Source organism: Spirosoma daeguense (assembly GCF_054776875.1).
On the sequence record NZ_BAAHBF010000043.1, the window covers coordinates 1 to 526 of the forward strand.

The 526-nt window shown below is 49.6% G+C and carries 1 protein-coding gene; it reads left to right on the top strand.

Annotated features, from left to right (window positions below; all coding sequences use genetic code 11):
- On the top strand, positions 1-526 hold a 526-nt coding region (locus ACYVD4_RS32080), incomplete at both ends, for a superoxide dismutase (RefSeq protein ID WP_460952553.1).

The following is a 526-nucleotide window of genomic DNA, read 5'->3' on the forward strand; positions in this document are numbered from 1 at the left end:
CGATAAGCAGACCATGGAAATTCACCATGATAAGCACCACAATGCCTACGTTACAAATCTGAACAACGCCATTGCGGGAACAGAGCTGGAAAATAAATCAATTGAAGAATTGCTCCAAAACGTTAGTCAGGCTCCCGTAGCCGTTCGCAACAACGGGGGCGGTCATTATAACCACACGCTATTCTGGAACACGATCTCCGGCAGTGGTGGCGGTCATCCTACCGGCGAACTAGCCGAAGCAATCACAACGAAATTCGGGTCACTTGACGCGTTCAAAGAAGAATTTACGAAAGCCGCTACGACCCGCTTCGGTTCAGGCTGGGCATGGCTTATTGTGACGCCAGAAGGCGAATTAGCCGTCACGTCAACCCCTAATCAGGATAACCCACTGATGGATATTGCTGACGTAAAGGGCTTCCCAATTATTGGCCTCGACGTATGGGAACATGCCTATTATCTAAAGTACCAGAACCGTCGCCCCGAATACATTGCGGCCTACTTTAACGTAGTGGACTGGAATGCTGCT